Consider the following 1,510-nt stretch of genomic DNA (forward strand, 5'->3'; position numbering starts at 1 on the left):
TTTCCTCCGGGCGCTTCCTTCGTTCTTGTGTCTCCGACTCTATCAGACTCTTTCGTGTCCGATTCCCGGTCGAAGCGGGTTCGCTTTCCAGTTCCTGCGCTTTCGCGCTTTCCCTTTCCGGCGATTCCGACTCTATCAGAAGTTTTCCACCGGATTTCCCGGCTTCAGGTTCCTGAATGAGGAGTCGAAGGCCCCCCGTTCAGAATTCACTTCCTGGGGGATGCTGCCGAGCTCTTCAGCTCCAGGCAACCGTTTGACTCTACATCACGCCGGAGGAGGGAGTCAAAACGCGGTGCTGCCGCCGCCTTCGCTGTCGGCTGGTCGCGGTTCGGTGGCGGCTGCTGTCACATACGGGAGGGGCGGCGGGTCAGAGGGGTGTCGGAAGCAAGAACCCCGTAAGACCCCTGATCGGAGCACCTCTGATGTCGACCGCCTACGTGATCGTGACCCTGTTCGGCGCGCTGCTGGCCGGTTTCTCGGCCGGCTCGGTCTTCTTCAACGCCAAGTGGGTCGTCGAGCCGCTCACCGAGTACGGCGTCCCGCGCACCTGGTGGACCTGGCTCGGCGTCGCCAAGGCCGCCGGGGCCGTGGGCCTCCTCGTCGGACTGGCGGTCCAGCCGATCGGGATCGCCGCCGCGGTCGGCCTGGTCCTCTACTTCACCGGCGCCGTCATCACCGTGATCCGCGCCCGCTCGTACGCCCACATCCCCTTCCCCCTCATCTACGCCGCCCCCGCGGTCGCAGCACTCGCCCTCATAGGTTGACGCGCTTGAGGTACACCCGGCTGCGGTGGGGGATGGTCTGGTACCAGACCATCAGGTGCTCGTCCTCGTACGTACGCAGTCGCATCGGGTGCGGGTCCTCGTAGAGGCTGCCGTCCTTGGGGTCGATGGCCATCGCCGCCAGGTCGACCAGGCCGTCCATCACGGCGGTGACGAGCTTCTGGTGTTCCACGGACATGTCACCGAGGACCCACAGTCGGCTGGGATCGCACTCCCAGGCCCAGCCGCTGTCGTTCTCGACTCCCTCGCCGCGCAAGGTCACTGGCCGATCTCCCGCTGGGCCTCGGCGAGGATGCGGCTGCTGGTCTCCATCGCGGCCCGGAACTCCGGTTCCGTCGCAGTGGGGTCGCCCGCGATACGTTCCGCGTCGTGGAGCGCGGCCGACCGCGCCGGCCAACGGTGGATGGCCACATGGGTGGCCCACTTGATCAGGAAGAACCGCAACGGGTTGATGGCGCCGGTCTCCGCGGCCCGGTCGAACGCCTCGTTGCACTCCTTGTCCAGCACGGCGAGGCTCGGCATGTCGATCCGTCGCACGGCGTCCCGCAGGGCTTCCCGCGTCATGGCCGGCTGGGGGATGAGCGGTCCGCCGTCTTCCAGCTGCTCTGCTGTCATGGTGTCCTCCAGGGGAACGCGGCCAGGATACCCAGCCGTGCCTCGAGAACCCCCCGTAAACGCAGAAAAGCCCCGCACCATTAAAGGTGCGGGGCTTTCCCACAATGATTGTT

The 1,510-nt window shown here is 66.1% G+C and carries 3 protein-coding genes; 1 reads left to right on the top strand and 2 read right to left on the bottom strand.

The features are described from left to right. The first annotated feature begins 422 nt into the window (after positions 1-422). Positions 423-764 carry a DoxX family protein gene (locus tag ACFWBF_RS37280; RefSeq protein WP_385609272.1) on the top strand — a complete coding sequence of 114 codons (342 nt, stop codon included), beginning with the start codon at positions 423-425 and terminating at the stop codon, positions 762-764. Here ACFWBF_RS37280 and ACFWBF_RS37285 read toward each other — a convergent pair. Both ACFWBF_RS37285 and ACFWBF_RS37290 read right to left on the bottom strand, forming a co-directional pair. Further along, positions 754-1,044, bottom strand: coding sequence for a hypothetical protein (locus ACFWBF_RS37285; RefSeq protein WP_385237704.1), 291 nt, complete (start codon positions 1,042-1,044; stop codon positions 754-756). The genes ACFWBF_RS37280 and ACFWBF_RS37285 overlap by 11 nt on opposite strands. Further along, entirely contained in the window at positions 1,041-1,397 is a 357-nt protein-coding gene (locus ACFWBF_RS37290; RefSeq protein ID WP_385609273.1) for a hypothetical protein, read from the bottom strand. The genes ACFWBF_RS37285 and ACFWBF_RS37290 overlap by 4 nt, the downstream gene beginning before the upstream one ends. Positions 1,398-1,510 lie beyond the last annotated feature (113 nt).

This window comes from Streptomyces sp. NPDC060028 (assembly GCF_042736725.1).
GTDB lineage: Bacteria > Actinomycetota > Actinomycetes > Streptomycetales > Streptomycetaceae > Streptomyces.